This window comes from Martinezella lusitana (assembly GCF_014207095.1).
GTDB lineage: Bacteria > Pseudomonadota > Alphaproteobacteria > Rhizobiales > Rhizobiaceae > Rhizobium > Rhizobium lusitanum_B.
The window spans coordinates 446572-470739 of the sequence record NZ_JACHBG010000001.1; the positions used below are offsets into that span (position 1 = coordinate 446572).

At 58.9% G+C, this 24168-nt stretch carries 25 protein-coding genes and 1 tRNA gene; 12 read left to right on the forward strand and 14 right to left on the reverse strand.

What is annotated here, in order from left to right; all coding sequences use genetic code 11:
* Nucleotides 1-4 precede the first annotated feature (4 nt).
* Genes GGD46_RS02165 through GGD46_RS02175 form a run of 3 tightly spaced genes read right to left on the reverse strand, consistent with a single transcriptional unit; the run spans nucleotide 5 to nucleotide 1131 of the window.
* Complete coding sequence (locus GGD46_RS02165; RefSeq protein WP_184701376.1) at nucleotides 5-382, reverse strand: YciI family protein; 378 nt, start codon at nucleotides 380-382, stop codon at nucleotides 5-7.
* A 16-nt stretch (nucleotides 383-398) separates the two neighbouring features.
* Nucleotides 399-761: a YciI family protein gene (locus GGD46_RS02170; protein ID WP_184701379.1), complete on the reverse strand. Its 363-nt coding sequence runs from the start codon at nucleotides 759-761 to the stop codon at nucleotides 399-401.
* 10 nt (nucleotides 762-771) lie between these two features.
* Nucleotides 772-1131, reverse strand: a complete 360-nt coding sequence (locus tag GGD46_RS02175) for a YciI family protein (RefSeq protein ID WP_184701381.1) — start codon at nucleotides 1129-1131, stop codon at nucleotides 772-774.
* 156 nt (nucleotides 1132-1287) lie between these two features.
* Here GGD46_RS02175 and GGD46_RS02180 point away from each other — a divergent pair, with 156 nt between their 5' ends.
* Complete coding sequence (locus tag GGD46_RS02180) at nucleotides 1288-1518, forward strand: hypothetical protein (RefSeq protein ID WP_184701384.1); 231 nt, start codon at nucleotides 1288-1290, stop codon at nucleotides 1516-1518.
* A gap of 16 nt (nucleotides 1519-1534) precedes the next feature.
* On the opposite strand, the gene GGD46_RS02185 is transcribed toward GGD46_RS02180, so the two are convergent.
* The 3 genes from GGD46_RS02185 to GGD46_RS02195 form a co-directional block, all read right to left on the reverse strand.
* Nucleotides 1535-3037 (reverse strand): AMP nucleosidase, encoded by a 1503-nt coding sequence (locus tag GGD46_RS02185; RefSeq protein WP_184701386.1) that lies wholly within the window; start codon nucleotides 3035-3037, stop codon nucleotides 1535-1537.
* A 124-nt stretch (nucleotides 3038-3161) separates the two neighbouring features.
* Nucleotides 3162-3338 carry a hypothetical protein gene (locus GGD46_RS02190; protein ID WP_015339266.1) on the reverse strand — a complete coding sequence of 59 codons (177 nt, stop codon included), beginning with the start codon at nucleotides 3336-3338 and terminating at the stop codon, nucleotides 3162-3164.
* 202 nt (nucleotides 3339-3540) lie between these two features.
* On the reverse strand, nucleotides 3541-3879 hold the full coding sequence (locus tag GGD46_RS02195; protein WP_184701388.1) for a DUF2147 domain-containing protein: 339 nt from the start codon (nucleotides 3877-3879) through the stop codon (nucleotides 3541-3543).
* Nucleotides 3880-4340: 461 nt separating this feature from the next.
* On the opposite strand from GGD46_RS02195, the gene GGD46_RS02200 reads away from it, so the two are divergent.
* Both GGD46_RS02200 and GGD46_RS02205 read left to right on the forward strand, forming a co-directional pair.
* Entirely contained in the window at nucleotides 4341-4604 is a 264-nt protein-coding gene (locus GGD46_RS02200; RefSeq protein ID WP_004121770.1) for a sel1 repeat family protein, read from the forward strand.
* Nucleotides 4605-4885: 281 nt separating this feature from the next.
* Entirely contained in the window at nucleotides 4886-5191 is a 306-nt protein-coding gene (locus GGD46_RS02205; RefSeq protein WP_184701390.1) for a hypothetical protein, read from the forward strand.
* Between the two features lie 37 nt (nucleotides 5192-5228).
* On the opposite strand, the gene GGD46_RS02210 is transcribed toward GGD46_RS02205, so the two are convergent.
* Nucleotides 5229-6341, reverse strand: a complete 1113-nt coding sequence (locus GGD46_RS02210; protein WP_184701392.1) for a pyridoxal phosphate-dependent aminotransferase — start codon at nucleotides 6339-6341, stop codon at nucleotides 5229-5231.
* 131 nt (nucleotides 6342-6472) lie between these two features.
* Nucleotides 6473-7060 carry a TetR/AcrR family transcriptional regulator gene (locus GGD46_RS02215; RefSeq protein ID WP_184701394.1) on the reverse strand — a complete coding sequence of 196 codons (588 nt, stop codon included), beginning with the start codon at nucleotides 7058-7060 and terminating at the stop codon, nucleotides 6473-6475.
* Nucleotides 7061-7183: 123 nt separating this feature from the next.
* Between GGD46_RS02215 and GGD46_RS02220 the strand changes: the two genes are divergently transcribed.
* Entirely contained in the window at nucleotides 7184-7564 is a 381-nt protein-coding gene (locus GGD46_RS02220) for a DUF4267 domain-containing protein (protein ID WP_184702217.1), read from the forward strand.
* A 1-nt stretch (nucleotide 7565) separates the two neighbouring features.
* Nucleotides 7566-7886 carry a DoxX family protein gene (locus GGD46_RS02225; RefSeq protein ID WP_184701396.1) on the forward strand — a complete coding sequence of 107 codons (321 nt, stop codon included), beginning with the start codon at nucleotides 7566-7568 and terminating at the stop codon, nucleotides 7884-7886.
* 78 nt (nucleotides 7887-7964) lie between these two features.
* Here the strand turns inward: GGD46_RS02225 and GGD46_RS02230 are convergent, their stop codons facing one another.
* The gene (locus tag GGD46_RS02230; protein ID WP_184701398.1) at nucleotides 7965-8357 is read right to left on the reverse strand and encodes a PilZ domain-containing protein; all 393 of its coding nucleotides are present in this window, start codon (nucleotides 8355-8357) and stop codon (nucleotides 7965-7967) included.
* Between the two features lie 310 nt (nucleotides 8358-8667).
* Between GGD46_RS02230 and GGD46_RS02235 the strand changes: the two genes are divergently transcribed.
* Both GGD46_RS02235 and GGD46_RS02240 read left to right on the forward strand, forming a co-directional pair.
* Entirely contained in the window at nucleotides 8668-9102 is a 435-nt protein-coding gene (locus GGD46_RS02235; protein WP_174174054.1) for a glyoxalase superfamily protein, read from the forward strand.
* 65 nt (nucleotides 9103-9167) lie between these two features.
* The gene (locus GGD46_RS02240) at nucleotides 9168-10535 is read left to right on the forward strand and encodes an MATE family efflux transporter (RefSeq protein ID WP_184701399.1); all 1368 of its coding nucleotides are present in this window, start codon (nucleotides 9168-9170) and stop codon (nucleotides 10533-10535) included.
* Nucleotides 10536-10781: 246 nt separating this feature from the next.
* Here the strand turns inward: GGD46_RS02240 and iolB are convergent, their stop codons facing one another.
* From iolB to GGD46_RS02265, 5 genes are all read right to left on the reverse strand, one after another.
* Nucleotides 10782-11579 carry a 5-deoxy-glucuronate isomerase gene (iolB, locus tag GGD46_RS02245; RefSeq protein WP_184701401.1) on the reverse strand — a complete coding sequence of 266 codons (798 nt, stop codon included), beginning with the start codon at nucleotides 11577-11579 and terminating at the stop codon, nucleotides 10782-10784.
* A gap of 172 nt (nucleotides 11580-11751) precedes the next feature.
* Nucleotides 11752-12669 (reverse strand): myo-inosose-2 dehydratase, encoded by a 918-nt coding sequence (gene iolE, locus GGD46_RS02250; protein WP_184701403.1) that lies wholly within the window; start codon nucleotides 12667-12669, stop codon nucleotides 11752-11754.
* A 176-nt stretch (nucleotides 12670-12845) separates the two neighbouring features.
* Nucleotides 12846-14696, reverse strand: coding sequence for a 3D-(3,5/4)-trihydroxycyclohexane-1,2-dione acylhydrolase (decyclizing) (gene iolD, locus GGD46_RS02255; RefSeq protein ID WP_184701405.1), 1851 nt, complete (start codon nucleotides 14694-14696; stop codon nucleotides 12846-12848).
* 126 nt (nucleotides 14697-14822) lie between these two features.
* Entirely contained in the window at nucleotides 14823-16757 is a 1935-nt protein-coding gene (gene iolC / locus GGD46_RS02260) for a bifunctional 5-dehydro-2-deoxygluconokinase/5-dehydro-2-deoxyphosphogluconate aldolase (RefSeq protein WP_184701406.1), read from the reverse strand.
* A 178-nt stretch (nucleotides 16758-16935) separates the two neighbouring features.
* Entirely contained in the window at nucleotides 16936-17808 is an 873-nt protein-coding gene (locus GGD46_RS02265; protein ID WP_184701408.1) for a MurR/RpiR family transcriptional regulator, read from the reverse strand.
* A gap of 228 nt (nucleotides 17809-18036) precedes the next feature.
* On the opposite strand from GGD46_RS02265, the gene GGD46_RS02270 reads away from it, so the two are divergent.
* From GGD46_RS02270 to GGD46_RS02290, 5 genes are all read left to right on the forward strand, one after another.
* Nucleotides 18037-19155, forward strand: a complete 1119-nt coding sequence (locus GGD46_RS02270; protein ID WP_184701410.1) for a Gfo/Idh/MocA family protein — start codon at nucleotides 18037-18039, stop codon at nucleotides 19153-19155.
* Between the two features lie 246 nt (nucleotides 19156-19401).
* The gene (locus tag GGD46_RS02275; RefSeq protein WP_184701412.1) at nucleotides 19402-20619 is read left to right on the forward strand and encodes an NAD(P)/FAD-dependent oxidoreductase; all 1218 of its coding nucleotides are present in this window, start codon (nucleotides 19402-19404) and stop codon (nucleotides 20617-20619) included.
* Between the two features lie 125 nt (nucleotides 20620-20744).
* Nucleotides 20745-20834 (forward strand) — tRNA-Ser (locus GGD46_RS02280).
* A 640-nt stretch (nucleotides 20835-21474) separates the two neighbouring features.
* Nucleotides 21475-22524, forward strand: a complete 1050-nt coding sequence (locus tag GGD46_RS02285) for a porin (RefSeq protein WP_184701414.1) — start codon at nucleotides 21475-21477, stop codon at nucleotides 22522-22524.
* Between the two features lie 464 nt (nucleotides 22525-22988).
* Nucleotides 22989-24077: a porin gene (locus GGD46_RS02290; protein WP_184701416.1), complete on the forward strand. Its 1089-nt coding sequence runs from the start codon at nucleotides 22989-22991 to the stop codon at nucleotides 24075-24077.
* The last annotated feature ends 91 nt before the right edge of the window (nucleotides 24078-24168 follow it).

The window sequence follows — 24168 nt, forward strand, 5'->3', positions numbered from 1 at the left end:
GGCGTCAGGATATCTCCGCAAGGTCTCCCTTAAGGGTCAGGGTCCGCACTGGCCGGATCTCGATGGCGCCGTAGCGCGCCGAGGGGATGCGTTTGGCAATCTCCGCTGCGCTCTCCATATCCGGCGCGTCGATGACATAGAAGCCGGCCAGATATTCCTTGGTTTCCACAAATGGCCCGTCCGTCACCGAAAAGGTCTTGCCATGCGGCCGGATGACGATCGATTTGTTTCGCAGTTCCAGCGCATCCGAAACGATCAGGCTGCCGTCCCGTCGCAAGCCTTCGTCATAAACGAAATGCTCTCCGATCAGATGGTTGATCTCGCTTTGATTCAGACGTCCGTCGACGTCAATGGATGTGTAGATTAGACATAGAAACCGCATGTGTTCTCCCTTCTAGCTATTCGTCCGGAAAGCGGATGTCGTAGGCGCCGCGAACCTCGATCATGCCGTAGCGGGTAACGGGGAAGGTCGCGGCGATTTCAGTCGCTTCCTCGATGTCTCTCGCCTCGATCAGCACGAAGCCGCCGAGATGCTCCTTCATTTCCGCGAAGGGGCCGTCGGTGACAGCGGCCTGGCCTTGGCGCACCCGAACCGTTTTGGCAGCCTTCGGTTCATGCAGCGCATTGGCGACGATGATATGGCCGCTGTTGCGCAACCGATTGTCGTTGTCGATCGAATCTTGCGTCAGTTTTCGCCCTTCCTCTTCGGAAAGCTTGGCGATCTCGGCAGTTTCGAACCAGACCTGGCAAAGGAATTTCATGGTTACCTCCTCAAGTGTCCGGGCCGAAAGAATAGATCGGGCGTACCTCGATTGCGCCAAGCTTGGCGAGCGGAATGCCGGCGGCAATGCGGATTGCATCGTTCAGGTCCTTCGCGTCGATCAGAATAAACCCGCCAAGATACTCCTTGGTTTCGATGAAGGGACCATCCGTCACCGCGGTCTCACCATTGCGGACCCGCACCGTCACCGCCGATCGCGGCGATTGCAGCGCTTCGGCGTGGATCATGTTGCCGCTTGCCATCAGATCGCGGTCATAGCCGAGCGAATCCGAATCGAGCTTGTGCTTTTCCTCCTTGGTCATGACGTCGAGCGCCGTGCCATCGAACCAGACCTGGCAGAGATATTTCATCGCAGCGTCTCCTCTTTCAATTTGCTGACGGCTCTAGACGAGCGGCTTTCGCGCAAATCGACACCCAGATTGGCAGCATGGCAAAAATTTCCGCCGCTGTCGAAAAAGCTCGACGTCGGTCGACCAGTTCCGTCATCACGACAAGGAGTGACGGAGATGTACAGTCTGGAAGCCGCAATCGTTCATTATTGGCAAAGGAAGACGCTGAAGGAAGAAGAGCTGCTGGAGGCGGCCGATGCCGGCAGAGTCGTGTACCGCATCTGGATCGGATTTGTAGGCTTTGCCTTCTTGATCCTGTGCTTGAGTTTGGGTGCGCAGCCAAACGACGAACGGCCGCAAGTCGCGGCCGTTGCAAAGGTAGTTTCGATGCCTACAGACGGGCGGTAGGGCAGAAGCTCTGGCCCTATTGGAACGCCGTTTCGAAGAAACTGCGCAGCTTGCGTGAATGCAGTGTTTCCGGCGGCATGGCGGCCAGCTTCTGGATGGCGCGGATGCCGATCTGCAGATGCTGGTTCACCTGGGTACGGTAGAAGGCGGTCGCCATGCCTGGCAGCTTCAGTTCGCCATGCAAAGGCTTGTCCGAAACGCAGAGCAGCGTGCCGTAGGGAACGCGGAAGCGGAAGCCGTTGGCGGCGATCGTGGCTGATTCCATATCGAGCGCGACCGCGCGGGCCTGAGACAGCCGCTTCACGGGGCCTGCCTGATCGCGCAGTTCCCAGTTGCGGTTGTCGATCGTGCCGACCGTGCCCGTGCGCATGATGCGCTTCAGCTCGAAACCTTCGTAGCCAGTGATTTCGGCAACGGCTGCTTCCAGCGCGACCTGCACTTCGGCGAGCGCCGGGATCGGCACCCAGACCGGCAGGTCGTCGTCGAGAACATGGTCCTCGCGCATGTAGGCATGAGCAAGCACATAGTCGCCTAGCCGCTGGCTGTTGCGCAGACCGGCGCAATGGCCGAGCATCAGCCAGGCATGCGGGCGCAGCACCGCAACGTGGTCGGTGATCGTCTTGGCGTTGGACGGGCCGACGCCAATATTGATCATGGTGATGCCGGCATGGCCCTTCCTCTTCAAATGGTAGGCCGGCATCTGCGGCAGCCGCGGTGTGGTCACGTCGCCTTCGGGCTGGCTGGAGCCGGCCTTGGTGATGATGTTGCCGGGTTCGACGAATTCGGTATAGCCGTCGCCGCCGCTCGCCATCAGATCGCGGGCCCATTGGCAGAATTCGTCGATATAGAACTGGTAGTTCGTGAACAGCACGAAATTCTGGAAGTGCGCGGCGCTGGTCGCCGTGTAGTGGACCAGACGGGCCAGCGAATAGTCGATACGCTGTGCCGTGAACGGGGCAAGCGGCGAGGGCTGGCCCGGCGGCGGGATATATTCGCCGTTGGCAATCTCGTCATCGGTGGTGTTGAGGTCAGGCGTATCGAAGAGATCGCGCAGCGGGATATCCTCGAACACGCTGGCGGATGCCTCGACATGCGCTCCTTCACCAAAGGCGAAATGCAGCGGGATCGGTGTGGTCGACTCGGACACGACAACCGGAACGTTGTGGCTGCGCATCAGCAGCGTCAGTTGCTCCTTCAGGTAATGCTTGAAGAGATGCGGCCGCGTGATCGTCGTCGTGTAGACGCCGGGCGCCGTGACATGGCCGTAGGAGAGGCGGGAATCGACATGGCCGAAGCTTGTCGTCTCGATGCTGACCTGCGGATAGAAGGCGCGATAGCGCGCCGTGATCGGCGCACCCTTGGCGAGCTTGGTGAAATTGTCGATCAGGAACGCCGTATTGCGTTCGTATAGCTCCGTCAGCGCTTCGACCGCCTTGGCCGGATCATCGAATGTCCGCGGCTGGAACGGGCTGGGGGAGGAGATGTCGAGGGGCGAAAAAGGAGAGATTCGGTTGCTCATGAGCCATTATAGAGTGTCGTTGTTAACAAGCAAACGACGTTGCAAGAGGCGGCTCTGGATTTTCTCAGCTATTTTGTTCTTGCGGGATTCGCACCCCGGTCATCCGAGGTGCGTCAGCACTTGTTTATTGTACTGTCGTGCAGTAGGGCGCGCCGGTCTGCACGCAGGTGAAGCTTGCCCCAAAATGCGATTGTGCGCCGCTGCGGCCGGCATGTTCGACCGCAACCGAAAAGCTGAATGCGAAGACGGCCGCAAACAGCATAATAACTACAAAGCGCCGTGCGATGATGATCGAGTCCATGTTCCTGGCCCTACCGTGCCCCATACTGGACACTGTTTTGCCATGGTCAGGCTGAACGGGTGCTGAGATGCCGGTTCATCCGGCGTTCAGAAATATTACCGGACTTGAGGGTGCGTTTACCGCTAGCAACACGCAGCAAAAATCCTGCCCGAAAGGTGGCGGGTAGGCATAAGGCCGGGCTTCTTCTTGGAGCCGAAGGTCTTTAAAGCCTTGTCCATGTTTGCGATTTGCAGAATACCTTCAAAACGCAACCCTTCATCCTGACGGTATTGCCGCTCACGGTGCCGGAGCCGCTATAGGTCTTGTCTTCGGATGGATCGGTCAACTCACCCGTATAGCTTCCGCCTTTGCCCTGCATCTTGCCGATCTGCTTGCCGGCATATTTGCCGGTCTTCAGCGTCACGCAGTAGCTGTCGCCGCAGGGCGCGATGGCGGCGGTGTCGCCCGCTACGGTTTTCCAGTTGCCGACGATCGGCTCTTCGGCAAGAGCCGCACTGGCGCTTGCGAGCAATGCCGTAGCAAGAATGGTGGCACGGATCATAGTGATGTTCCTCCCCGGACGCCGCCCGGCTCGAACGCCGGGAATAGGGTGAAGTTATCTGACGCTAACGTAAAGGTAAATACTGATTTCAGGCGCAAATGCCCTGTTGCAGGGCCTCGGCACGGCGCGAAAAAACATCGCATCTGATTATCGCAGCTCTTTTCGTGGTGAATGAAGGGTTTAAATCCGGATCTTAACGAAAGGTAAAGCTTGCGCGAAAATCCTTAATTTGCAAGGGAAGCGATGTTTAACAAAAACCGAAGTTTACCAAGCATTTGTACTTTGTTTGCATCGAATTAAGCATGCATTTTAGCCGTTTTTTGAAAGCCGTCTGCGATAGTGAAGCCATCAAACGAGCGGGGCAAACCCGCCGACCGGAAGAACCGGAAAGCCGCGAACGACGGCAAGGTTCGGACGGAAAACAGGGCAGATGCAAACGTAAGCAAACAGGGACAAAACCGATGGCACGCTTCGAAACACCGATGTCTGAAATGGCCATGTTGGGTGGTAATAGCGCCGATGCCCTTTGCGAACTGGGCGTGAACTATGCGACTGGCCGGGGCTGCTCCGCAGACCTCGTTGCCGCCCATAAATGGTTGAATATCGCTGCCATCCGTGGCAGTGCGCGGGCCGCCGAGCTTCGTGCCGACGTTGCCGCAACCTTGACTAAGATGCAGCTCGCGACCGCGCTCCGCGCCGCTCGCGAGTGGATGACGACGCACTGAAGCGTGCCGCATAAGACGCGACATGAAGACTGACCTCGAAGGAGGGGATGTCGGCGGCCGACGGAGACGCCAGCCGAATGATGAAAACCGCGACCAGCCGGCATAAGGCTGGCGCGGTTTCGTCGTTTTGGACTATGCAGGCCCCACTCCATTCATGCCGCCGGCGTACGACGTCGATGTGTTGGGCAATATGGCGGTGGAGACTATCGCTCGTGCTTCAAAGTCGCTAAGATATTGACGGTTTTAGCCAAATTATCAGCGCGACACGACGCGCAAATCCAATGATCTGGAATGTCATCGATCGACGAAAGCGGCGCTATCGTTGGAAGCGTGTGAACGCAATCATCGAAGCCGTAGAGCATGACAATAGCTGCGCAGACGCAGATGTGGCGGATGAGTTGCCACCCGGCTTGACCATCGACTACGCGAGCCGGGACGACGTGTCCGTTCACGAAGCAATCCAGTGGGCGAACCAGCAGCGGTGTCCGGTAACGCTGTATATCTACGACGCGGACGACGGAATAATCCCCGCGCATTTTCACGCTTGCGGAGAGCGGTTCTGGCAAGACGACATGAGCGACTTATAACTTCGCAATTCAGCAAGGTCCAGAATCGCTCAGAAGATCAGCCGATCGCCTTCAGCACCTTGGGCAGCGCTTCAGCCAAGAGATCCAGATCCTGCTTCGGCCCGACGCTGATGCGGATGCACCGGTTGAGCGGGGCGACCCCCGGCATGCGGATGAAGACGCCATGCTGGATCAACCCGTCGACGATGGCACGGGCATAGACGCCGTCGCGGCCGCAATCGATGGCGACGAAGTTGGTGGCGGAAGCGAGAGGCAGCAAGCCGTTGTCGCGAGCTATCGTCCCTATAACCTCGCGCGCTGTCTGGATCTTGACGACCACCTCGGTGAGATAGGCTTGATCCTTTATCGCGGCGAGGGCGGCAGCGGTCGCCAGCCTGTTCATGCCGAAATGATTGCGGATCTTGTCGAAGGTCAGCACCGTCTCGAGCGCGCCGATGGCATAGCCGACGCGGGCGCCGGCAAGACCGTAAGCCTTGGAGAAGGTACGGGTGCGCAGCACATTTGGCAGATCGATCAGGGCCGAGATATCAGGCAGCGAACTTGCAGGCCCGGTTTCGCTATAGGCTTCGTCGAGGATTAGCAGGCAGTTTTCCGGCAGTGCGCGGGCAAAGGCGACGACCTTTTCGGCTTCCCACCAGCTTCCCATCGGATTGTCGGGATTGGCGAAATAGACGAGCGGCGCGTTCTCGCGCTTCACAGCCTCGAGCAACCCTTCCAGATCCTCGCGATCATCGACATAGGGCACGGTGACGAGGCGCCCGCCGAAACCGGCAACATGGAAATTGAAGGTGGGATAGCCGCCGAGCGAGGTGACGACGGGTGTGCCGGGCTCGATAACCATGCGAGCGATCAGGCCGAGCAGGCTATCGATGCCTTCGCCGACCGCGATATTGGCAGGCTGGATGCCGAGATGCGCTGCAAGCGCATGCTTCAGCTCGAAATTCTCCGGATCGTTATACATCCAGATATCGCCAGCACGTTCACGCATGGCCGCGATGACGGAGGGCGCAGGCCCGAAGCCGTTTTCATTGGCGCCGATACGGGCCTTGACCGTCAGTCCACGCTGACGCTCCAGCGCTTCGGGGCCGACGAAAGGGACGGTGGAGGGCAGGGCGCTGATCAGCGGCGTGAAGCGCGAGAAGGCGGACATGCTGGCTTTGTTTCCCGAATTCAGTTGCAAGGTGCGGCAGAATAGGCGCTTGGCCGGTGGTTGCAAGAGTAGAAAAGCGCCGCTTCCGGATAGCGGCATTTGGCACGCTGCGACCGAATGACATGAGCTTTTTAGTTCGGTGCGGCGTTTTCAGCGTTGATGATCGCCTGAACGACAAGTGCGATGCGCTTTTCATGCATGCCAGGCCTCACGCGGCCTGAGCGTTCGAGCTCGGCAAGCCCGTGAAGGGCTGCCCAGAAAGTCTCGGTTACGATCTCCACATCCATGCAGAACGGCGACACGACTGCTGTAATCGCTTCGAAACCGTCCCGAAGTTCTGCTCTCGTTTCCGCTTCGGCGAATATCAACTGGGTCGGTAGGATGAACATGGCGTCATAGAGTGCGGGGCGGCTGAGTGCGAAGGCAAAATAGCTCGTGGCGACCTTCATGAGAGCGTCGCGTTGTCCGTCTGCCGCGTGCGCTGCCGCACGAAGAACGGCTGCGAGCTCCTTGAAACCTTCCACGGCAACCGCCGCAACGATGGCATCCCTGCTCGCGAAATGTGAATAAAGGACGGGCTGGCTATATTCGATTTCGTTAGCCAGGCGGCGAATGGTAACGGCCTCCCATCCTTCGCTTTCCGCGATCGCGCGCGCTGCAGCAACGATGCGATCTTCGCGCTCGGCTCGCTCCCGAATTTTCCGGTCTGTGACAGTCATCCCAAAAGCTCCATGTCCGCACGGCAAATGCGCGCTTGAATTATAGCATCGCTTGACTATCTAGCAATGCTAAGTCATCATCTAGCGATGATAGATTATATTGCTACGCTAGGAGAATTGAAGATGGACTGGCTTGTTAACGGGATCGCGCTGCTTGTGGCTCTCGCGATTATTGCGATTGGCACCGGCTATATCGCGAGCCCAATGACCATGATGCGCGGTTTTGGCCTGCCGCTTCCTGACGATGGCCCCAATATCCCTTGGTGGCTGCGCCTCAAGGGAGTTCGCGACATCGTGGCGGGACTGCTCGTGCTTGCATTTATGGTGTGGGGCACTCAGAGGGAGATCGGCATCGTCCTTCTGGTCGAAGCGATCATCCCGATCGGCGACATGCTGCTCATTCTCGCAGCTAAAGGCTCCAGCAAAAGTGCCTTCGGCATTCACGGCCTTACGGCGGTGATTATGGTCCTGGCTGCCATCCCCATGCTCATCGGTGGGCACTGAGATGGTTCAGATTCTCTCAATCTGGTTTTTGGTTGTCGCATTTTCCGGCGCAGGTCTTGCAAACGCGATCCGCAGCTCCGCGACACGAAACGATTTCGTTCGCTGGGGCTACCCGCCCTGGTGGGGCATTGTCGCCGGTGGGTTGGAGATAGTCAGCGCCGCAATGATCGCGTTTCCTGTTAGCCGCATGGCAGGGATGGTGCTTGGCGCGGCAATCATTGCGGCTGCGCTGCTAAGCGTCCTACGCCACCGCGAATATTCGCACCTTGCGCCTTTGAGCGTCTTTGTCACATTGATCGCTCTCGCCGCTGTATCATCCTAGGCGCCGCCAGCGGGGCCGCTTGTCCGACAGAAACCCGAACGCAGCCGCTAGCTGCGTTCCCAGTTCTCGCCAATACGCCTACTGCCTCTTGCCGCGTGCAGCCAGCGCTTCGACGTTGCCGATCATGAAATCGGCGCGCACGACGCGTCGCAATGTTTCCGGTTCGATCAGGTTGATGAAGCGGACATGGACGCGATTGCCGTTGCGGCTGACTTCGGCGCAGGCGATGCGATAGGCAAGGCCGAGGATGTTCAGATAGTAATGGGTCGGCAGACCGACGGTCGTGCCGACGACAAAGCTGGCGCCTCCACGCGAGATATCGACGATCTCGGCGCTGCGCACGGAAATGCCGGTAAGGCAAGGACGCACGGCCACTAGCCGTGCAGGCCGCTGGACGAAGAAACGTTCCCAGCTGCGCTCATAGACTTCGGATTTGACTTTCGCCAGATGCGTTGCGCGAAGCATTGTCATTCCCTGTTGAAGAACAGACCGAATTCATCTCGGTTACCGCATCAACCTTGCACGGAGACTTTGCCGAAGCGTCAATTGCATCGGTAGAATTTTAACGGGTTCGCCATTTGTGCCGATTTGGGTGCATCTTGACAGCGGGATCGGCTTGGATCATACGACCTGTCGGTTCGAGGCGCCTGCTGCTCGCGGATGGAAATCCAAGGTGAAGTCCTCGCTGTTCTTGGTCACAGCCATATAGGGCATGCTGACTGACGGTAATGCGAGCTCCGTTTCACGGTCGTAATTGCGTGCCTTAGCAAAGGCTGATCCTATGACGACGTATCCGTCCATAGATGAATTGAAGGCTCAGGCTCGACGTTTGCGTCAGGCCATGGCCGAGCGCGGCGACGACATGAGCCACTCGACGGCGCTGGAACTGATCGCGAAGCAACATGGGCTGCGCGACTGGAACACGCTCTCGGCGCTTGCGGCCAAACCCAATGATGGGCCTGATGCGCCCTTCGATGTCGGCTCGGCCGTTCGCGGGCGCTACCTGAACAAGCCGTTCACCGGCAAGGTTCTCGCGATGTCGGCGAAGTCAGGCGGGCTCTACCGGATCACCATTCACTTCGACGAACCGGTTGATGTGGTGGAATTCGAGAGCTTCTCGGCATTCCGCCAGCGCATCAACGCCCAGGTCGATGCCGATGGCATTTCGCCACGCAAGACGTCGAACGGCATACCGCATCTCGTTCTCGACATCTGACATTCATCTTCTATCGATAGACCGCTATCTTCGCCAATAACGAGCGATTCTGTGTGGGTACCACCATGACACGTCATACTGAAGCCAATATGTTTCTGACCGGCTGGCTGCCAGGCGTCTTTGCCAAGACAGCAACGCCGATCATCATCATCACCACAGTCAGCGGCCTCTTCGCCGTCGTCGACGCCTATTTCCTCGGCGTCTATGTCGGAGCCGACGCGCTCTCGGCTGTTAGCCTCATCTTCCCGGCGCTCATGCTGCTGGTCGCGCTGCAGACGCTGGTTTCGAACGGCATGGCGAGCATTCTTGCCCGCCGTCTCGGAGCCGGAGACCGCGAAGGGGCTAAGTCCGTGTTTACGGGCGCCCATACGCTGGCGATCGCCGTCGTGGTCATCGTAAACCTCGTCTACTGGCTCGCGGCCCGGCAGTTCATTTCCGTCGCCGCGGCAGGAAACGCGGAGGTTGCCCGTTCCGGCGAGGCTTTCATGGGCGTCATGGTTGCTTTCGCGCCGATCAGCTTCTTCCTCTCGCTGCATCTCGATGGGCTGCGTTGCGAAGGAAAGCTCGGCTTCATGACGCTCGTGACGCTCGCCTCGACGCTGCTCAACATCCTGGCAAACTGGCTGCTGATAGCCGTCGCCCATTGGGGCGTGGTCGGCTCTGCCGGTGGCTCGATCATCGCGCAGTTCATCTGCCTGGCGATCGTCATCGTCTATCGCCTGCGTCGGCCCAACGGACTTTGGGTCGATAGGGCGCTGCATATTCGTGAGTGGCGCGGCATCTTTGCCTTCGGCGCCCCCATGAGCCTCGGCTTCATCGGCATCTCGCTGAGTTCGGCCGCTATCCTCTTCAACCTGTCGATCTGGCACCAGGGGGATTATGTTGCGACCGTCGGCGCCTACGGGATCGTCACGCGGGTGATGACCTTCGCCTATCTGCCGCTTCTGGGCCTGAGCATCGCGCTGCAGACCATCTCGGGTCACAATCATGGTGCGGCGCTTCCGGCTCGTGTCGGCCATAGCGTTCTCATCGCGATGATCTCGGCCCTGGTCTATTGCGCCGCCGTCGAACTTGTCGTCGAACTGCTGGCGAGGCATCTGGGCTCGATTTTCGTTGCCGATCCCCTGATCGTCGAAGAGGTCGGCCGCATCCTGCCCTGGACGATTGGCGCTTATTTCATCTTCGGCCAGGCGATCATCCTGTCGTCCTATTTTCAGTCGATCGGCGATGCGAAACGCGGCGCGATCTTCGGTCTGTCACGGTCCTATCTGTTCACTCTGCCGCTGACATTCCTCCTGCCATTCGTCTTCGGCGAACGGGGGATCTGGATGACGCCTATCTTCGCAGAGGCGGGAATGATCCTGCTCACCTGGCTCGTGCTGTCGCGCAACGCCAGGGATCGGAAATGGCGCTACGGCTTGTTGCCTGCATAAGAATGGAAAAGGCCGCGCTTTTAGGCGCGGCCTTTTCGCTGTTGAGAAGCTTGGGGCCATCCTCGCCCTTCGAGGCTTCGCTCCTCAGGGTGAGGATGGAGTGCACATCGTCGCGTAAAACAGCTCCCTGTCGCATGAGGCGAGTTCAATGTGTAGTCTCGTGCAGGAGACTAGCCCTCATGGTGAGGAGGCCCAAAGGGCCGTCTCGAACCACGAGGGCGGGTGGTTAAGAACCACAATGCTATCTCAGGATTTGAGCAGCCACTCGTGCTCGACGGCATTGTGGAATTTCCAAATGCGCTTCGGCCCAGCCATGACGTTGAGATAGTAGAGATCGTAGCCGTGGCAGGCGGCACAGGGATGGTAGCCCTTCGGCACCAGCGTCACGTCGCCATCCTCCAGCACCATGACTTCGTCCAGCGAGCGGTCGTCTGTGTAGACGCGCTGAAAGCCGAAGCCCTGCGGCGGGTTAAGGCGATGATAGTAGGTCTCCTCCAGGAAGCTCTCGTTCGGGAGATCATCCTGATCGTGCTTGTGCGGCGGATAGGACGAGGTGTGTCCACCCGGCGTGATCACCTCTACGACGAGCAGCGAATGCGCGGCACCGTCGTCTTCCGGCATGATGTTGTTGACGTGGCGGACATTCGTGCCCTTGCCGCGCGTCAGGGCCGGATGCGTGCCCGGCGGAATGGCACGCGCCTCATGGGAGCCGCCGCCCGGTGCCGAGCAGACGGCCAGCTCCAGATCGGTCTCGGCGGTTACTGACCAGTTCGAGCCGGCTGGAATGTAGAGCGCATGCGGCGCGCCTTCGAAGGGGCTCATGCGCCCGCCGAGCGAGCCGAAATCCTTTGTGCCTGCCTTGGCGCTTCCCTTGCCGCTGACCCAGACGAGGCAGACCTCGCGATCGCCGGTTTCGGCCGAGGCTGTTTCACCCGGCTTCAGGCGGTGGAGGTCGAAGCCGACATAGGTCCAGCCGGCGCTTTCGGGCGTAACATGGGTGACGCGGCCATGGGAGCCGTCAGGTTTGACCTTGAGATTGGGCATGGGTTTTCTTCCTCCATTGCTTGGAAACGCTCCTCGCCATCCTTCGATCGGCGCGGAGCGCTCATCTCTCGAGCAATTCCAGGAAAAGTGCGCAGCGGTTTTCCGTCCGGAATTGCTAGATAACAAAGAGCTAGAGCGTTTCGCGATTCGAAGAAAAGCGGAAACGCTCTGGCTATCCCTTGGGAAAGCCTTCGGTTTCCACGGTGTAGCCCGCCGCCGTCATGACGCGCATCAGTTCAGCATGGCCGATCTCGGCCATCTTCTGCGGTGGCGCCTTGCGCGGATCCTGCTCGGCCTCGACCACGAACCAGCCTTCATAGCCGTAATCGGCGAAGCGCTTGACGATGGCGCCGAAATCGAGCGAGCCATCGCCCGGCACTGTGAACGCACCGAGCGCGACGGCATCGAGGAAGGACTGGCGGCTACGATCCAACCCGTCCACGACGGGCTTGCGGATGTCCTTGACGTGCACATGGTTGATACGGGCGTGATGGTTGTCGATGGCGCGCAGCACGTCGCCGCCGGCAAACGCAAGGTGGCCTGCATCGAGCAGCAGCGGAATGCCCGCGCCGGAATTGCGCATGAAAGCATCGAGTTCCGGCTCGGTTTCGACGACGGCCGCCATGTGATGATGGTAGGAGAGCGGCATGCCCTGTTCGGCGCACCATTCGCCGAATTCAGTGACGCGGCGGGCATAGGCCTTCATCTCGTCATCCGAAAGGCGCGGCTTGGTGGCGAGCGGCTTGGAGCGGTCGCCCTGGATGGAGCGGCCGACTTCGCCATAGACGATGCAAGGCGCGTTGACGGCCTTGAACAGCTCGATCATCGGCGCGATGCGATCCTTGTTGGCCGCAAGCTCCTCGTTGACGAGCGTGCCGGAAAACCAGCCGCCGCAAAGCGTCACGTCGGCGGCGCGCAGGATCGGCAGCATCTCATCGGGATTGCTCGGGAAGCGCCGGCCCTGTTCCATGCCGGTAAAGCCTGCGCCACGCGACTGGCGCAGGCATTCTTCCAGCGATACGTCGTCGCTGAGCTCAGGAAGATCGTCGTTCCACCAGGCGATGGGCGACATGCCGAGTTTGGCCTTCATCAATAGTCTCCTTGAAAACCGAGCATGATGCCGAAAAGTGTGAGCGGTTTTCGGACAACATCATGCTCTAATTCTTTAATTCTCGGCCGGATGATTTTAGGTCGAGCGGACCGAAAATCATCCGGCCTAGTGATGGAGGAGCGTCTCAGCTCCTCCGGAAAACTGTCGGAAATCGATCAGCCGATGCGCTGGGAGGCGCGGGCCTTCTCGTAGGCCGCGCGGGCCTTGTTGACCTCGGCGCGCGGGCTGACCTCTGGAACGGCGACATCCCACCAGTGGCCGCCCTCATTCGTCGTGATCAACGGGTCGGTGTCGATGACGATGACCGAGCTGCGGTCGTTCTTCTTCGAGGCTTCGATGGCCTGCTCCAGCTCGGTGATGGAGGAAACCTTCACGGCAATCGCGCCCATGCTGGCCGCATGTGCTCGGAAATCGATCTCCGGCATCACTTCGAAGCGCGAGTCCTTCAGCAGATTGTTGAAGTTTGCACCGCCGGTTGCCATCTGCAGGCGATTGATGCAGCCATAGCCGCGGTTATCGAGCAGGACGACGGTGATCTTCAAGCCGAGCATGACCGAGGTCGCCAGTTCGGAATTCAGCATCATGTAGGAGCCATCGCCGACCATGACGACGACTTCCTTTTCCGGATGGGCCATCTTCGCGCCGAGCCCGCCGGCAATCTCGTAACCCATGCAGGAGAAGCCATATTCCATGTGATAGCTGCCGGGCACCGTCGCCGGCCAGAGCTTGTGCATTTCGCCGGGCAGGCCGCCTGCCGCGCAAAGCACGATGGTCTTCTCGCCGCCGATGGTCCGCGTAACTGCACCGATCACCTGGGCGTCGGAGGGCAGGGCGGCGTTCGTGGTCGCCATTGCCCGAGCGGCTGCTTCCATCCAGATCTTCTTTTCCTGCGTTGCCCTCTCGGCAAGCGCTGCCGGAGCGCGCCAGCCGACAAGGCCGGCGGAAAGCGCCTTCAACCCCTCGCGCGCGTCCGTCACCAGTGGATGACTATTGTGCTTGAGCGCGTCGTAGGCTGCGATGTTGAGGCTGACCATCGCCAGCTTCTCATTCTTGAACAGTGCCCAGGAGCCTGTCGTGAAGTCCTGGCAGCGCGTGCCCACAGCGATCACCAGATCGGTGTCCTCGGCAATGGCATTGGCCGCCGACGTGCCTGTCACGCCGACCGAGCCGAGCGCCAGAGGATGCCTTTCGTCGATGGCCGACTTGCCTGCCTGCGTGACAACGACTGGAATGCCGTGCGCTTCAGCGAAAGCTGTCAGTTCCTTGGTGGCCTGCGAGTAAAGCACACCGCCGCCGGCCAGAATGACCGGCTTTTCCGAACGGCGGATCAATGCGATCGCGTTTGCCAGTTCGTCGGCATCCGGCTGCGGACGGCGCTGGGTCCAGACATGCTCGTCAAAGAAGCTTTCCGGATAATCATAGGCTTCGGCCTGCACATCCTGGCAGAGCGAAAGCGTCACTGGCCCGCAGTCAAGCGGATCGGTCAGCACCTGCATGGCGCGCTTTAGCGCCGACATGATCTGCTCGGGACGGGTGATGCGGTCGAAATAGCGCGAAACCGGGCGGAAGGCGTCATTGGCGGAAACGGTACCGTCGCCGAAATCCTCGATCTGCTGCAAGACCGGATCGGGTGCACGGTTGGCAAAGACGTCGCCAGGCAGGAAGAGAACGGGGATGCGATTGACATGCGCCACGCCGGCGGCTGTCACCATGTTGAGCGCGCCGGGGCCGATCGACGTCGTGCAGGCCATGAAACGCTGACGGAAGCTCGCTTTTGCAAAAGCGATGGCGGCATGGGCCATGCCCTGTTCATTGTGAGCACGGAAGGTCGACAGTTCCTCGCGCACCTGATAGAGCGCTTCGCCGATGCCGGCGACGTTGCCATGGCCGAAGATCGCCCAGACGCCGCCGAAGATCGGCTGCTTTTGCCCGTCGATGATGGTCATCTGCTTCTTGAGGAAATGCGCGACGGCCTGTGCCATCGTCAATCGAATCGTCTTGCCCATCGGGCGCCTCCCAAATGCTAGAGCAGTTCCAGGAAAAATGCGTAACGGTCTTCCGTCCGGAATTGCCAGAAAACAAAGAGATAGAGCGGCTCAGAGCTTCTCAGAAAGCCGAGCCGCCCCAGAATTTCACAGGCCGCGAGTTTTGAGCCAGGCTGCCGTCAATTGCCGGAAGCGGCCGGCCATGTCGGCAATCGCTTCCTCGTCGTTCATGGCGCCTGAGAGCCAGGCCCGGGCCGGATCGGCGAAGATGGTCCGGCCGACGGCAAAACCCTTCACCGAAGGCGCTGCCAGCGTCGCCTCGAAGCTGCGCATCAGTTCCTCCGCTGGCGCCTCCAGGCCGAGCAGCACGATACCACGGCACAATGGATCATTTTTGGCGATCACGGCATCGATTTTTTTCCAGGCTGATGTCGATTCCTGTGGTTCCAGCTTCCACCAGTCCGGCTTGATGCCGAGCGCATAGAGCTCTTCCAAGGCCGTCGGAATCGTATCGTCAGTCAGCGGACCATTCTTGCTGGCGATGATCTCGACCAGAAGCTCGCGGCCGACCTTGCGTGCGGCTTCGAACAGCGTCCTTAGTTTCTCCTGCTGTTCCGTCTTCAATTCCTTCGGATCGTCAGGATGGTAGAAGCACAGGCACTTGATGCAATGGCTGAGCGGCCATTCGACGAGCTGCGAGCCGATATCCTGGCTGAATTCGAATCTCAGCGGCTTCGAGCCCGGTAGTTCGACGGGACGCCCGATCCAGGAGAAATTCTTGGTTGCGGCATCGAAGAAGGCATCACGCCCGAAGCGCTCGTCGATCAGCATCCCATAGCCAGGTCGGCCATCCGCTACTCGCGCCGCCGCCTCGACGGCAAGCCGCTTGAAGGCGACGATCTTGTCGTGACCAAGGCCCAATTCATCACAGATGCTGACGAGCTGCGAACGATGATCGATCGCAAGCGCCATCAGTAGCGGGATCTCGTCGCTGCGGCGGGTTGTTGCCCAATGGATATGGTTGATCGCCTCATCCTTGCGCAGCGCGCGGTGCTTGCTGCCGGTCTTCAGGAAGAAGTCGAGCTCCGCCCAGGTCGGATATTCCGGCGAGCAGAGCAGGCGGGAAACGGCGAAAGCGCCGCAGGCGTTGGCCCAGGTGGCGCAGGTCTTCAGCGGCTCGCCGCGCAGATAGCCGCGCAGGAAGCCAGACATGAAGGCGTCGCCGGCGCCGAGAACGTTGAACACCTCGATCGGGAAACCCTGGCCGACAATGCCTGCTTCGAGATCGTCAGAAATCGGTCCCTCATAAACGATGCAGCCCATGGCGCCGCGCTTCAGCACGATAACCGCGGACGAGAGGCGGCGGATTTCCTTCAAGGCGCCGAGCACGTCGTCCGCACCCGAGGCGATCATGATCTCCTCTTCCGTGCCAACGATCAGATCACAATGCGGCAGCGTTTCCTTCATCTTGGTGGACACGCGATCCGACTTCACATAGCGCTCGAAACCCTCGGCGTGGCCGGCAAGGCCCCAGAGATTCGGCCGGTAGTCTATGTCGAAGATCACCTTTCGGCCGTTCGCCTTGGCGATGCGTATCGCCTTGCGCTGCGCCGCCTCGGTATTGGGCTTGGAGAAATGTGTGCCTGAGACCAGAACTGCGCCGGAGGACTTGATGAAGCCTTCGTCTATATCGCCTTCGTTCAGCGCCATGTCGGCACAGTCGGAGCGGTAGAAGATCATCGGCGAGACGCCTTCGGCCTCGACCGCCAGCAGCACAAGTGCGGTCAGCCGCTCCTTGTCCGTGGCGATCCCATCGACGGCAACACCTTCGCGGGCGGCCTGCTCGCGGATGAAGCGGCCCATCTGCTCGTCGCCGACGCGGGTGATGAGGCCGGATTTCAGGCCGAGCCGGGCGGTGCCGATGGCGATATTGGCCGGGCAGCCGCCGACTGATTTGGCAAAGGAGGCAATGTCTTCCAGTCGCGAGCCGATTTGCTGACCATAGAGATCGACGGAAGATCGTCCGATGGTGATCACATCGAGTTTCGTCTCCGGCTCGGCGCCAGAATTGTCGTGTGCCATGATGTCCTCCCGTCCATGCATGACCTCTTTTGCTCTTCAGCCTGCGCCGAGATCATGCGTCATTGAAAGTGCCGGTATTCGTATCGTCCCGGTTGCGGCGGATTGGCTGGCCGTTTTCGCTGCCGTTATCCTGGACGCAATGAAACATCGGTTCCGATTTTTTGTCAATTCGGAATATTTATTCCATTTTCGTTTTATCGGCTTTTGCAGCAGCTTTTCGCCGCCGCTCGGCAATGGCGACGGGGAGGGCCATGACCAGCGCCATCGAAGCCGACATGGAGCGGAAACCGGCGAAGTCGGTCTCGGCCACTTCGAACCAGTGGGTCGCACAGGCAGTGAGCGGCGAGAAGGCCGAATCGGTAATCGCAATGACCGGCACGTTGCGTGACGCCAGATCCTGCGCCTGCGACAGGCTTTCGGCGGCATAGGGGGAGAAGCTCGCAGCGATCGCGGCATCTTTTTCCGTGGCGAAGCGGGCGATCTCGCTGTCGATGCCATTCGGGGACGCGACGATCTGATGGCGTATATTCAGCTTGGAGAAGGCGTAGGCCATGTGCGCGGTGAGCGGATAGGACCGGCGCTTGGCGATGAGATAGATTGTCTCGGCGGCGGCGAGCACATCGACGGCCCTGGCGAACGCCTCTGTCTCAATGGTCGCAGCGAGCTTGTTGACCGATTGGCTTGCCGCGGACAGAAAGCCGGAGAGAATGCTGGCATCCTCGTTTTCAACGCCGGAGCGTTCGAGGGTCACCAAGCGCTCTTCATAGCTCAGTGTCCGGTCGCGCAATCTTTCGCGAAAGATGCTCTGCAGGTCGGAAAAACCCTCATAGCCGAGGTGGTGCGCAAGACGGACCAGCGTCGAAGGCTGGACTTCGGCGGCAGCTGCGATACTCGCCGTCGTGCCGAAGGCAATTTCATCGGGATTGCCAAGCGCGAAGGCGGCAACCTGCGCCAAACGCTTCGGCATAGCGTTCTTGCGCTCTATGATGTTGCTGCGCAGACTTTCGAAGTCGCGCGGCACCTTTGTCTGCGTGCCGATACCGTTATCCATGCCCGTTTCCGCCATCCTGCCCCTGTGATGGAATAAGTATTCCATATTTGCAAAGATAGCGGATTTCGATTTGTTCGGCACGAATATTTTTAAGTATCTAATTTTAAAAGGAAAATATGGAGAATTATTGAGGTTTGGCTTGGGAGGTCAAGAGAGTGCGCTTGCCAAAACGGTCTAAACATTCCAAAAATGACTTCGCTTCGGGTGGAAGCGGAGGAGAATGGGCAAATGAAGCCATTGGGCGTTGGACTGATCGGCACGGGCTATATGGGCAAGTGCCATGCGCTGGCATGGAATGCGGTCAAGACCGTATTCGGCGACGTGGCACGGCCTCGGCTAGTCCATCTGGCCGAAGCCAATGCCGATCTGGCAAAGGCGAGGGGCGATGAATTCGGCTTCGAGAGAGCGACGGCCAACTGGCGTGACCTTATTGCCGATCCCGAGGTCGATGTCGTCTCTGTCACCACACCCAATCAGTTCCACCCGGAAATGGCGATTGCCGCACTTGAGGCCGGCAAACATGTCTGGTGCGAAAAGCCGATGGCGCCGGCCTATGATGCTGCCGAGCGTATGCTCGCTGCGGCGAAAGCCTCCGGCAAGGTCGCCATTCTCGGTTACAACTATATCCAGAACCCCGTTATGCGGCACATCAAGTCGTTGATCGAAGACGGCGCGATCGGTGCCGTCAACCATGTCCGCGTCGAAATGGACGAAGATTTCATGGCCGATCCGAACGGCCTCTTCTATTGGAAGAGCGAGCTTGCCTCCGGCTACGGCGCCCTGGACGATTTCGCCGTGCACCCGCTCTCGCTGCTGTGGTTCCTGTTTGGGCATGTGGAGGCCGTGATCACCGATATGGTGAAGCCCTATGCCGAGCGGCCATTGAAGGAGGGCGGCAGCCGCGCCGTCGAGAATCACGATCTCGCCAATGTGCTGATGCGACTTGGCGGTGGCATTTCTGCTGTACTGATGGCCAATCGCTCGGCCTGGGGCCGAAAGGGAAGAATAGCCTTACAGATCTTCGGCTCCAAGGGATCGATCTGTTACGATCAGGAGCGCATGAACGAATTCGAGCTTTATCAGGCCGAGGGCAGGGACAGCGAACAAGGTTTCCGCAAGGTGCTGGCCGCACCGGCTCATAAGCCCTACGACCGCTTCATTCCGGCGCCTGGTCACGGCCTTGGTTTCAACGACCTCAAGATCATCGAATGCCACGAGTTGATCCGGGCCATTTCCGGCGAGACTGCGTCAGTCGTCGGATTCTCAGATGGCTTGCGCATCGAGAAATCCGTCCATGCCATGGCGCGATCGTTCCATGAGCAGCGCTGGGTCGAGATCGCCCTCTAAAACGTGCCGCGAAAATGTGCGGCGGTTCTCCGCCCCGAATGCAAAAAAAACCAAGAAGATGGGCGGTTCCTCTATTTAAAGAAAAGCAGAACCGCTTGTCATTCGGCCTAATTTTCTCCCGATCCCGGGCGCAGGCTCAGTCGTGATTGACGCTTGCGGAGGTAGGCGTTACCCCTGAGGCCATAGGTGCGCCTGCCTGTCTCATGCTGGCGGCACACCATATAATAACAATATGGAGAACGGATCGTGACGGGCAGATTGGTCATTATTGGGGCCGGGCAGGCGGGTTTCGCGCTCGCAGCCAAGTTGCGGGCGCTTGGTGATTCAAGGCCGATCACCATCGCAGGCGCTGAAGAAAGCCTTCCCTACCAGCGACCGCCCCTGACGAAAAAGTACCTCCTAGGCGAGATGAGTTTCGATCGCCTGCTGTTCCGCCCGGAACAATGGTACGCCGACAACAATGTCGAGATCCGTCTGTCCACATGGGTCGAGCAGATCGACCGCGCCGCAAAGCAGATTGTGATGCAGGATGGCTCGCGGTTGGATTACGAGACGCTGGCGCTGGCCACCGGTTCCACACCGCGTCGCCTTCCGCCCTCCGTCGGTGGTGCGCTCGAAGGCGTATACGTCGCCCGCGACAAGCGCGATGCGGATTTTCTGGCGGAAGAGATGCGCCCAGGCCGCCGCGTCCTTATTATCGGCGGCGGCTATATCGGTTTGGAAGCGGCAGCCGTTGCACGCCATCGCGGCCTTGAAGTTACTCTCATCGAAATGAGCGACCGGATCCTGCAGCGGGTCGCGGCCAAGGAAACGGCCGACATATTCCGAGCGATCCATCAGAAACATGATGTCGTCATTCGCGAGAAGACGGGGCTGAAGCAGCTTGTCGGCCGCAGCGGTCATGTCGTCGCTGCCGAGCTTTCCGATGGAACCACCATCGAGGTCGATTTCGTCGTGGTGGGTATCGGGGTTGCTCCGAATGACAGGCTTGCCAAGGAAGCAGGCCTGGAGGTCGGCAATGGCATTGTCGTTGATTCGTTCGCCCGTACCTCCGACCCCTCGATCTTCGCCATGGGCGATTGCGTCGAGCTACCATGGGAGGGCACGCGAATCCGCCTCGAATCGGTGCAGAACGCAGTCGACCAGGCGGACGCCGCCGCAGAGATCATTGCCGGTGGCGATAAGGCCTACGATCCAAAGCCTTGGTTCTGGTCGGATCAATATGATGTGAAGCTGCAGATTGCCGGCTTCAATCTCGGCTATGACGAGACGCTGCTGCGGCCCGGCGCGCGTGAGGGGGCCGCTTCCGTCTGGTATTTCAAGCAGGGCCGCTTCATCGCCGTCGACGCTGTAAACGATGCAAAGGCCTATGTTGCCGGCAAGAAGCTTCTGGAAGCGGGCGCCAATCCCTCCAGAGCGATTCTCTCGGATCCCGCGGCGGACCTCAAGCAGCTGCTGGCCTGATACGCCTCATATCTTCCAAGCACACGGGATTCGGCAGCCGGCTATTGCCGAATCTCGGAAAGAACGTGGGTGAAGGCGAAAAAGCGCTTGCGTCGATAAATGAATGGCCCTATCAGGGCCGCACCGGAGAGGTGGCCGAGTGGTCGAAGGCGCTCCCCTGCTAAGGGAGTATACCAGAAATGGTATCGTGGGTTCGAATCCCATCTTCTCCGCCATTTCAATCTCAAGAATAAGATCGCCCATTGCTCAGCATCGAACTCAGGTTCGTCTGCTTGGTAATATCACGTGGCACGCGACCTTCCGTCTCGCTGTTTCCTTCAAATTTCCTCAACGCGATCGTGCTGAGTCGTCTTCAAACGTCGTCCCTAATGTCGTCTCGAAAGAGGTAAGGCAGAATCATTCGGGGTACGTGCGTCGATTCGGGACGGTGGGGAGAGCGGACTTTGAGCTCTCTGCTACCAGCGATCTGTATGGCAAAGAGTACAACTGGCGTTCAATTCTCAACTGAACCCCTTGTTTTGTCAGGCAATGGCCGCGTTACGGCCGAATCTCGCGTCCTGGGCTATATTGGGAGCCGCCGCATAAGTGCCCGTAGATTAAGGATTTTCTTAACGAAGTCTAAACCTACATTACCGCGCCGCCGTCGTTTTGTGTCCTTTCGGCAACAGGGCTTACAGAAGGCTTACGCAAATCACCCTTTCCGAGAAGATGTCGATTGCGTGACAGAGCGCGTCTTGTATTTTCACTCTCGGAAGCGAGGGCGATTGATCGTCCACTTCTTGAAACGCGAGGATGGGACAGGGAATACCTTCGGGTAGTTCTCATTCTCGACAAAAACTTTGACTGGAGGTCAATATGAACATCAAGAGCCTTCTTCTCGGCTCCGCTGCCGCGCTGACAGCAGTATCCGGTGCTCACGCAGCAGACGCTATCGTTGCCGCTGAGCCGGAGCCGCTTGAATACGTCCGCATCTGCGATGCATACGGCGCTGGTTACTTCTTCATCCCGGGCACCGAAACCTGCCTCAAGATCGGCGGCAAGGTTCGTACCGAAGGCAAGTGGTACGACGCTTACACCCCGGACACTCATTTCGGCACCCTTTGGCACACCCGCGCTGAGCTGCAGCTGCAGACGGCTTCGGACACCGAATACGGCCCGCTGAAGACCAACACCGAAATGCGTTGGGACTGGCAGGAAGGCAATCCGACCAAGACGAACCTGCTGCATGCCAGCATCAGCCTCGGTGGCTTCACCGTCGGTAAGGAAGACTCGCAGTTCAACGTCTTCACCGGTTATGCCGGCGACGTCATCAACGACGACGTTATCGGTGATGGCCCGTACGAACTGAACCAGATCACCTACAACTACGACGCCGGCAACGGCTTCACGGCTGTGATCTCGGTTGAAGACAGCAACTCCGGCACGGGCGCCGTTGGTGCTAACGGCGAAGACAGCCACAACCACTACGCTCCTGACGCCGTTGCCGGTGTTGGCTACAAGGCTGGCGCATGGGCCTTCAAGCTCGTTGGCGGTTACGACTCGATCGTTGAAGAAGGCGCCATCAAGGCTCGCGTAGACGCTGACTTCGGCGTATTCTCGGCCTTCTTGATGGGCGGCTGGAACACCGATGGCAGCAAGCTCAACAAGTATGCTAATGGCGACTCGATCGGCCAGAGCTGGGGTGACTGGGCTGTTTGGGGCGGTGCAAGCGTTCCGATCAACGAAAAGCTGAAGTGGAACCTGCAGCTCGCCTACACCGACAACAAGACCTTCGCCGCTACGACGAACGTCAAGTGGAACCCGGTTAAGAACCTCCTGGTCATGCCAGAAGTCTCCTACACCAACTGGGATTCCATCAATCAGGACCAGTGGGCCGGTATCCTCCGCTTCCAGCGCAGCTTCTAATCTAGTATGACTTCGGTCATATAGGATTTCTCACTTCGGTGAGGAAAAGCCCGGTCGAAAGATCGGGCCTTTTGCGTTGTCTATAGCGGCATTTCTTTCTGATATTGGAAGTATAGAGCCGGCTGTCCCGGCGCAGCACACTTCCGCCACGGATATCGCTTATCGGGCGAAAGTTTTTTCCGTGTAATCTTAAGCAGAACCTATTCTCGACGCGGCAGAAATATGACGAATTTGCGACGTGATTTTTGTGCAACGCACCGTTTGAAACGCGCGTCATAAATGCCGACAGTTTGTATCTGATATTGCTCTGAAAAAAACGATCTGTAGGGTCCAAATCAGAAGCAAGACTTACGGTCTTGGTTCTCCCGGATCAGGGGTCAACTTTAAAAACTAGGTAGGGTGGGGAACGTCGATTTTTCGGCGTGATGTCTTGCGCCTTATTGATATTGAAACTGGAGTTTCCAATGAACATCAAGAGCCTTCTTCTCGGCTCCGCTGCTGCGCTGGCAGCAGTATCCGGTGCTCACGCAGCCGACGCCATCGTTGCTGCTGAGCCGGAGCCACTGGAATACGTTCGCATCTGCGACGCATACGGTGCAGGCTACTTCTTCATTCCGGGCACCGAAACCTGCCTCAAGGTCGGCGGCTTGGTTCGTACCGAAGGCAAGTGGTACGATGCTTACAACCCGAATACCCACAACGGCACTATCTGGCATACTCGCGCTCAGCTGAGCCTCGATACTGCATCGGACACCGAATACGGTCCGCTGAAGACCAACACTGTCATCCGTTGGGACTGGCAGGAAGGCAACACCACCACCACGAAGCTGCTCTGGGCTAACATCAGCCTCGGTGGCTTCCTCGTCGGTAAGGCTGACTCGCAGTACAACGTCTTCACCGGTTATGCCGGCGACGTCATCAACGACGACGTGGTCTATGACGGCCCGTACGAACTGAACCAGATCAGCTACAACTACGACGCCGGCAACGGCTTCACGGCTGTGGTCTCCGTTGAAGACAGTAACTCCGGTGCGGATGCCTCTTCCTTCGGCGGCGCCTGGGTTAAGTCAGAGCAAAACCACTATGCTCCGAACGCTGTTGCCGGTATCGGCTACAAGGTTGGCAACTTCGGCTTCAAGGTCGTCGGCGGTTATGACTCGATCGTCGAAGAAGGCGCTATCAAGGCTCGCGTCGACGCTGACTTCGGCGTCTTCAAGGCCTTCTTGATGGGTGGCTGGAACACTGACGGCAAGAAGCTGAACCAGTATGCCGGTTCGAACCTCGACGCGTCTGCTTGCCCGGTTGGCCGTGGCGATCTCTGCGGCTGGGGTGACTGGGCAGTTTGGGGTGGCATTGGCGTTCCGGTCAACGACAAGCTGAAGTGGAACCTGCAGCTCGCCTACACCGACTCGAAGATCTTTGCCGCGACCACGAACCTGAAGTGGAACCCGGTCAAGAACCTGCTCATCGAGCCGGAAGTCTCCTACACCAACTTCGATTCTGTGAACCAGGATCAGTGGGCTGGTATCCTCCGCTTCCAGCGCAGCTTCTAATTCGGTCCGCCGAATCGACATCGACAGATTTTCTGATCTGACCTCCGATCAGAAAAGGGCAGGCCCGGTTTTCCCAACCGGGCCTTTTTAT

Coding starts and splice junctions, on each gene's coding strand:
- GGD46_RS02165 (WP_184701376.1), bottom strand. CDS start 382: ATGCGGTTTCTATGTCTAATCTACACATCCATTGACGTCGACGGACGT.
- GGD46_RS02170 (WP_184701379.1), bottom strand. CDS start 761: ATGAAATTCCTTTGCCAGGTCTGGTTCGAAACTGCCGAGATCGCCAAG.
- GGD46_RS02175 (WP_184701381.1), bottom strand. CDS start 1,131: ATGAAATATCTCTGCCAGGTCTGGTTCGATGGCACGGCGCTCGACGTC.
- GGD46_RS02180 (WP_184701384.1), top strand. CDS start 1,288: ATGTACAGTCTGGAAGCCGCAATCGTTCATTATTGGCAAAGGAAGACG.
- GGD46_RS02185 (WP_184701386.1), bottom strand. CDS start 3,037: ATGAGCAACCGAATCTCTCCTTTTTCGCCCCTCGACATCTCCTCCCCC.
- GGD46_RS02190 (WP_015339266.1), bottom strand. CDS start 3,338: ATGGACTCGATCATCATCGCACGGCGCTTTGTAGTTATTATGCTGTTT.
- GGD46_RS02195 (WP_184701388.1), bottom strand. CDS start 3,879: ATGATCCGTGCCACCATTCTTGCTACGGCATTGCTCGCAAGCGCCAGT.
- GGD46_RS02200 (WP_004121770.1), top strand. CDS start 4,341: ATGGCACGCTTCGAAACACCGATGTCTGAAATGGCCATGTTGGGTGGT.
- GGD46_RS02205 (WP_184701390.1), top strand. CDS start 4,886: ATGATCTGGAATGTCATCGATCGACGAAAGCGGCGCTATCGTTGGAAG.
- GGD46_RS02210 (WP_184701392.1), bottom strand. CDS start 6,341: ATGTCCGCCTTCTCGCGCTTCACGCCGCTGATCAGCGCCCTGCCCTCC.
- GGD46_RS02215 (WP_184701394.1), bottom strand. CDS start 7,060: ATGACTGTCACAGACCGGAAAATTCGGGAGCGAGCCGAGCGCGAAGAT.
- GGD46_RS02220 (WP_184702217.1), top strand. CDS start 7,184: ATGGACTGGCTTGTTAACGGGATCGCGCTGCTTGTGGCTCTCGCGATT.
- GGD46_RS02225 (WP_184701396.1), top strand. CDS start 7,566: ATGGTTCAGATTCTCTCAATCTGGTTTTTGGTTGTCGCATTTTCCGGC.
- GGD46_RS02230 (WP_184701398.1), bottom strand. CDS start 8,357: ATGACAATGCTTCGCGCAACGCATCTGGCGAAAGTCAAATCCGAAGTC.
- GGD46_RS02235 (WP_174174054.1), top strand. CDS start 8,668: ATGACGACGTATCCGTCCATAGATGAATTGAAGGCTCAGGCTCGACGT.
- GGD46_RS02240 (WP_184701399.1), top strand. CDS start 9,168: ATGACACGTCATACTGAAGCCAATATGTTTCTGACCGGCTGGCTGCCA.
- iolB (WP_184701401.1), bottom strand. CDS start 11,579: ATGCCCAATCTCAAGGTCAAACCTGACGGCTCCCATGGCCGCGTCACC.
- iolE (WP_184701403.1), bottom strand. CDS start 12,669: ATGAAGGCCAAACTCGGCATGTCGCCCATCGCCTGGTGGAACGACGAT.
- iolD (WP_184701405.1), bottom strand. CDS start 14,696: ATGGGCAAGACGATTCGATTGACGATGGCACAGGCCGTCGCGCATTTC.
- iolC (WP_184701406.1), bottom strand. CDS start 16,757: ATGGCACACGACAATTCTGGCGCCGAGCCGGAGACGAAACTCGATGTG.
- GGD46_RS02265 (WP_184701408.1), bottom strand. CDS start 17,808: ATGGATAACGGTATCGGCACGCAGACAAAGGTGCCGCGCGACTTCGAA.
- GGD46_RS02270 (WP_184701410.1), top strand. CDS start 18,037: ATGAAGCCATTGGGCGTTGGACTGATCGGCACGGGCTATATGGGCAAG.
- GGD46_RS02285 (WP_184701414.1), top strand. CDS start 21,475: ATGAACATCAAGAGCCTTCTTCTCGGCTCCGCTGCCGCGCTGACAGCA.
- GGD46_RS02290 (WP_184701416.1), top strand. CDS start 22,989: ATGAACATCAAGAGCCTTCTTCTCGGCTCCGCTGCTGCGCTGGCAGCA.